The sequence below is a fragment of the Haladaptatus sp. W1 genome, from assembly GCF_001723155.1.
In the GTDB taxonomy this organism is placed as follows: Archaea; Halobacteriota; Halobacteria; order Halobacteriales; family Haladaptataceae; genus Haladaptatus; species Haladaptatus paucihalophilus.
Map to the genome: position 1 here is coordinate 1 of NZ_MEIH01000289.1, position 6243 is coordinate 6243.

Annotated in this window: 5 protein-coding genes and 1 tRNA gene; 2 read left to right on the forward strand and 4 right to left on the reverse strand. The window is 63.5% G+C overall.

Annotation, left to right across the window (positions count from 1 at the left end; all coding sequences use genetic code 11):
• Positions 1-195 precede the first annotated feature (195 nt).
• Positions 196-978 carry a cytochrome c oxidase subunit II gene (gene coxB / locus BG842_RS13830; protein ID WP_254663157.1) on the forward strand — a complete coding sequence of 261 codons (783 nt, stop codon included), beginning with the start codon at positions 196-198 and terminating at the stop codon, positions 976-978.
• Positions 979-1013: 35 nt separating this feature from the next.
• Here coxB and BG842_RS13835 read toward each other — a convergent pair whose 3' ends face one another.
• Both BG842_RS13835 and BG842_RS13840 read right to left on the reverse strand, forming a co-directional pair.
• Positions 1014-1376: a hypothetical protein gene (locus BG842_RS13835; RefSeq protein ID WP_254663158.1), complete on the reverse strand. Its 363-nt coding sequence runs from the start codon at positions 1374-1376 to the stop codon at positions 1014-1016.
• A gap of 302 nt (positions 1377-1678) precedes the next feature.
• Positions 1679-3253, reverse strand: coding sequence for a class I adenylate-forming enzyme family protein (locus BG842_RS13840; protein ID WP_069451184.1), 1575 nt, complete (start codon positions 3251-3253; stop codon positions 1679-1681).
• Positions 3254-3370: 117 nt separating this feature from the next.
• Here BG842_RS13840 and BG842_RS13845 point away from each other — a divergent pair, with 117 nt between their 5' ends.
• Complete coding sequence (locus tag BG842_RS13845; RefSeq protein ID WP_254663159.1) at positions 3371-4570, forward strand: GNAT family N-acetyltransferase; 1200 nt, start codon at positions 3371-3373, stop codon at positions 4568-4570.
• A gap of 121 nt (positions 4571-4691) precedes the next feature.
• Here the strand turns inward: BG842_RS13845 and BG842_RS13850 are convergent.
• Both BG842_RS13850 and BG842_RS13855 read right to left on the reverse strand, forming a co-directional pair.
• Positions 4692-4766, reverse strand: a tRNA-Thr gene (locus tag BG842_RS13850).
• Between the two features lie 149 nt (positions 4767-4915).
• Positions 4916-5896, reverse strand: a complete 981-nt coding sequence (locus BG842_RS13855) for a class I SAM-dependent methyltransferase family protein (RefSeq protein ID WP_069449845.1) — start codon at positions 5894-5896, stop codon at positions 4916-4918.
• Positions 5897-6243 lie beyond the last annotated feature (347 nt).

Here is a 6243-nt window from a genome sequence, read left to right on the forward strand (position 1 = left end):
GACTATCGCCCGATTCATCGTGGGACCACCTCTCGATGGCCTTCGCTGGTCCCCCTCCCCCCGTGCATACTCACTCGTGTCAATGGCAACCGTGATAAAGCCGCAGGCCGCCTCCTGTCCGACAGAATTGACACATGAAACACAGTTCACCGAGCGCACGATAGTTATATCCGCACGTCTGTTGACTCGGGAACGATGCGACTTCGCCGCAGGGGGGCATCTCGGTGGGGGACGCTGGTGTGCCTGTTCGTCGTCGGAATCGCCGCCGTCCAACCAGCGGCCGCGCAGTCGGTCAACAAACGACTCATCGACTCGCTGAACTACCAGCTCGCGTACGTAGCGCTACCGTTGACGCTCTTCGTCGAAATAATCCTGGTCTACGCGGTGTTCAAGTTCCGGAACAACGACGACCCGTTACCGACGGCGGAGGACCCGCCGCTCGAAATCACGTGGACCATCGCAACTGCGATCATCCTGCTGTTCGTCGGCGTCGCGGCGTTCACCGTGCTGACGAATCCGTACATCACGCCGACGCAACCGACGGGCGGCGGGTCGGGCGGCGCTGGAACGGGCGGCGCGAGGATGGGACTCGCGGACGCCGCGAACTCGACGGACTCGGTGACGGTCCGCGGACTCGCCTACCAGTGGGGGTGGCAGTTCAGCTATCCGGGGACGAACGTCACGACACGCGACGAACTCGTTCTCCCGGCGAACACCGACGTCTACGTTCGGATGACCTCCGCGGACGTGATTCACTCGCTGTTCGTCCCGCAACTCGGGGTCAAACAGGACGTGTTCCCCAAGCGAACCACCGTCATCCACACGCGCGTTTTCGAACCCGGAACGTACCGCGGCTACTGCGCCGAGTTCTGTGGCACGGGCCACGCGCGGATGCGGACCGAGGTCCGCGTGCTCCCCAAGGACGAGTACCGACAGTGGCTCCGGAATTCGACGGCGGAAAACGGCTCGGCGGGGTAACACGCGTCCGAAAAAAGCGGAGTTTCGCTCACCGCTCAGTTGCTGTCCGAGATTCGAACGTTGTCGAGCGTCACGCCGAGGTTCTTCAGCGTGATGTCGACGTGGCATATCTCGTAGGTCTGCCCGTTGAACGAGACGTGGAGACCGTCGATGGTCATCGTCGAGGAGTCGAGCGTGTACCGCTGGTGGTCGATGGTGAGATTCGGGAATCCGGGTCCGGCGATGTCCGTATCCGAGATGGTGACGGTCGCGTCGCTGATGGTGATGTCTTGACTGCCGAGTTTCGTGACGTTGCTATCCGAGGCGTTCCCGGCCGCGAGCGCGACGCCCGCACTGGTGCTGACGAGGAGGGCGGCTATCAACAGGGGTGCGAGAAGTCTCCGTGCTGCTACTCTCATGGTGTCTGACCCCTCGACGGCAACGAGAAAAAGGGGAGCGGATAGTTCTGCCGATTACGCGCAGTTCATTGACATAAATCAAACTGTGAAATAATGCTCGAGATCCGACCCAATCGTTCCTTCTCGGTTCTAATGTGGTCTGAACGAGTAAAATATAACAAAATCATATACTTGTTCGCTGTAATTTCCGCGACCGATTGTAAGGTCGGCCTACCGAAAAATAGGGGACGTCTGCAGATCGGAGCGCATCTTCCACGGTCGATAGACGCCCGTTTGCCCCTCTCGGCGACCGCAACGCCGCATCAGTCGTCCGCTCGTCCGCCGAGCTCGAACCGCTGGACCTTCCCGCTCGTCGTTCGCGGGAGGGTTCGGACGAACTCGATTTCGCGCGGGTGTTTGTACGCCGCCATCGTCTCCAGGCAGTACTCGCGCAGTCGGTCGGCGTTGGGAGACACGCCGGTCGCCGGAACCACGTAGGCTGCGACGGTTTCGCCGCGGCGGTCGTCGTGTTTTCCGACGACTGCCGCCTCCGCGACGTCGGGATGGTCGTAGAGTACTTCCTCCACTTCTCCCGGATAGACGTTGTAGCCCGCGGTGACGATGACGTCGGATTTCCGCCCGAGAACCTCGTAGTAGTTGTCCTCGTCGCGGCGCACGATGTCGCCGGTTTTGAAGTACCCGTCGTCGGTGAACGCCGCGTCGGTCGCCTCCGGTCGCTCGTGGTAGCCCTTCATGACGTGCGGGCCGCGAACGAGTAGTTCGCCCGCCTCTCCGGGCGAGACGGTCTCGCCGTCCTCGTCCACGACCGTACAGTCCGTCGCGCGAAACGGTTGCCCGATGGTGCCCGGACGCGGCCCGAACGTCGCGTTGATTCCGGCGTGCGTGCCGCCGCCCGTCTCGGTCAGCCCGTAGGCTTCGAACAGTTCGACCCCGACGCCGTTCTCGAACGTCTCCTGTACCGGTTTCGGCATGGTCGCGCCGCCTTCCATCGACTCCGCCAGACTCGATAGGTCGTACTCGCCGAAGGAGTCGTGTTCGACGATATCCACGTACATCGCGGCGACCGCGCCGAACTTCGTGATTCGCTTCGACTCGATGGTCGCCATGGCCGCCTCGGGGTCCCACGACTCGGAATCGCGGAGGAAGACGCTCGCTCCGCGAACGAGGGGCTGCCACGTCCGGTTGACGAACCCGGCGATGTGCGACAGGGGGAGAACCGACAGAAACCGCTCCTCGTCGGCGTCGAGGGCGGTTCGCTCGAACCCCATGAACGACTGCGCTCGGAGGTTCCGGTGGGTGAGCAGGACGCCCTTCGGGGCCCCCGTCGTACCGCTGGTGTACGGTTGCATGGCGACGTCGCCGTCGGTTCGTTCGGCGACGAACGGCTCGCCGTCCACGTCCGCGAACATGCGGTCCGCGTCCGCAATTCCGTCTCCGTCCTCACCATCCCAATCCCCGCGGCCGATGACCACCGGGTCCGTTTCGACCCCCCGTATCGCGTCCGCGGCCGTCTCGCGGAGCGATCCGTCCACCACGACGGCCTTGGCGTCGCTGTCACCCAGACGATAGGCGACTTCTCGGGTTCGATACTGCGGGTTCATCGGGACGAACGGCGTCCCCGCTTTGAGCGCACCGAGGGCCGCGATAACGAACTCGGGGCAGTTGGGGAGAAAGAGCGCGATTCGGTCGCCCGGACGGAGCCCGAGGGCCTGCAATCCGCCCGCAAATCGAGCGGACCGGTCCCGGAGTTCGGCGTGCGTGTACCGTTTCCCGTCCGTTTCAAGCGCGAGTTTCTCGGCGTGACACTCCGCGGTTTCGTCGTACAGTCGCGCGACGTTCCCCGACCGTGCCGCGACCGAAAACGAGTCGGCTTCCATGCGAACACGCCCGCGACACGTCGGGAAAAGTACCGAGTATCGTTCACCGGAACCCCCAGCAAACGGACGACTTACGCCACCTCTTCCGAGAAAGCAGGAGTTCCGTACCACGGTCACGTGAGCGAAGCGTCCGCCTACGCGAGTGAACGACCGTCCCGATTTACGTCGGCCGCAGTCGTCCACTCCCCGATGGCCGACGAGATGGCAGACCCCGACGCGAGAGAGAGCGGGTCGTACGTCGTCCGGCAGTACGACCCCGACGACCGAGCGGGTGTGCTGGCGCTGTACGAAACCGTGTTCGGCGACCGCCGCGGGCGCGGCGATTGGTTCGACTGGAAGTTCGGCGACAACCCCTACCTGTCACACGTCCCGATTTGCGTCGCGGAGCGCGACGGCAAGGTCGTGGGTGCACGCCCGAGCATCCCGATTCCGCTCTCCGTCGCCGGAACGCGCAAACTCGCGCTCGTGCAGGTGGACCCGATGGTCCACCCCGACCATCGCCGACAGGGGCTGTTCACCCGCATGGCGAAACACGTCTACGACTACTACGGCCCGCGGGAGCCATCCATCGTCGTCGGATTCCCGAACGAGGCGGTGAAGGCCGGACTGGAGAAGTTGGCGGACAAGCTCTCGCTCCGAGACGGCGTTCTGACGAACTTCACCGAACATTACCGCGTGCAGAACCCGCAGGCGCTGAGCGATTCGCCGGTTGCGAGCGCCGCACTCCCCGCGATTCGAGGCTATCTCGCGGGGCGCGACCGGATGACGTCGAGAGCCCCGGATTCCGTCATCGACCGCTACGACGATCTCCGTCCGGCCATGCTCGCCGACATCGCCGCCACACAACGCACCGCGAGCGCCCACGCCGTCCGCGACGAGACGTTCCTCGCGTGGCGATTCCTGAACCCTCGCTACGAGTACACGACCTACGTATATCGCGGCGAGTACGGCCCCGTCGCCATGGTCGTTGGCGAACAACGAAAAACGGACCAAACTATCGTCCACCTCTCGGATGTGCTTCCGGTCGCGGGCGGAACCGCACGGGAACGGGCGCTCTCCGCGCTCCTCGGGCGAATCATCGACGAACACCGGGACGCCGACGTAATCGTCGCCGCGGGAACCACGCTTCCGCGGTCGCTCCTCGCCGACCACGGATTTCTGCCGAGCGACCGTTTCCCCCTCTCCCGATTGACCTCGGAGTACTGGTTCTCGGCGCGGCCCATCGGCGGGTCGGGTGGAGACTGGACCGTCAACGGTCGTCGATTGGCCGAGGAAGGAAGTTGGAACCTCTCGTTCTGTGAACTGGAAATCGGGTGACGTCGAAGAGTTAGTGGGGTCGCCCACGGCTCACGGTCGTTCCGCTCATTCGTTCGCTTCACTCACTGATTCAAACTCACCACGAATCCGCTTCGCTCGTCGTGAAGTTTTTCGAAAAGGAAGCCGGTGGAGGGATTTGAACCCTCGGCCTATTCCTTACGAAGGAATCGCTCTAGCCAGTCTGAGCTACACCGGCACGCTCGCGTATGCTCGTGTCCCGAGCTCGACGTCGCTACGCTCTGTCGGACACCGGCATGGGGCTTCCAACTGCATTACAACGTAGACACCACGGAGTGCATAAGGGTTGCGAAATGGCCGCGGGCACCGGCGTTAATTCATCACGAACTACCGCGTCAATCGAACGTCCAGACAGACGTTGAGTTCGTGCGGCGCGTAGGACCGCACCGTCTGCTGCGTTTCGACCGAAACGTCGTACTCCGGTTCCGCCGCCGCGCGAATCGCCGCTTCTCCGGGACCGAACGGGTCGTCCTCGTGTTGAATGTCGTAGTAGTGGATGACGCACTCGTCGCCCGCGAGGGAGACGGCGGTGTCGAGGAACTCGTCCGCGCTGTGCGGGAGGTTCATGACGAGGCGGTCGGCCCAGTTCTCGTACTCCGTCGCCGTCTCCCGAACGTCGCCGCAAATCGCCGTCACGCGGTCTTCGACCCCGTTCCGGCGGGCGTTCTCGTTGAGGTAGTCGATTGCCACATCGTTCACGTCCGCGCCGACGACCGTCGCGCCGCGCTTTGCGAACGGAATCACGAACGGCCCCACGCCCGCGAACATGTCGAAGGCGCGTTCGTCCGGTTTCACCTGCTCCGCGACGCGGTGGCGCTCCGTTGCGAGTCGGGGGGAGAAGTAGACCCGCGCGACGTCCAAGAGGAACTCACAACCGTACTCTCGGTGGACGGTTTCGGTTCCGTTCCCGGCCAGCACGTCCCAGTCGCGCACGCGAGTCTCACCTTTGACCTTCGATGCGCGGTTGAGCACCGTCTCGACCGGGAGGGCCGAGGTGACTACTGCGTCGGCGACTTCGGTCGCCAGTTCGGGGTCGTCCTCGTCGATGAGGACGATTTCACCCAGTCGCTCGTAACTCGGTTCGAAGCCGAGGATGTCGGCGGGCATCTGCTGTGTCGTCCGCGTCGGGAGGTCGCGGGTGACGACCTCGAACGTCGGTGGAATCGCGTCTGGGTCGGTGACGGGGATGTACAACCACCCGTCTTCGACGACGATCTCCACCTCGTCCACAATCAAATCCGACTCGGCGAGTTCGCGGCGCGCCGCTTCCCCCTCTTCCCGTTCGACGCGCACGCAAGGCACTTCCATACGTCATCGTTACCGGAAGCGGGCGTTAACGCTGACGCTTCGGGTCGCGGCGAGGGGACGGCCCTGTCGAACTAACGAACAGTTTCGAGTTGCAAACGGCCACTTGCCCACACCACCGGTTGACAACATGTCGCAAGGTAATCGACTCTCCACCGTGGGAGTACGCCGGGGAACTGCCGATTTCCTATCGCAACCGTCCATTCCCCATCTAGTAAACGTCGGTCGCTAATCGGGTGCCGTCGGGGAGTCGAACCGTTCGAGTCGTCATAGCTGTCGGATGGCGTAGCTGAACGATTCGAAACGGAGTCGTCGGTTTATTCCGGCGTCGGAGTACCGCGGCTTGGTTC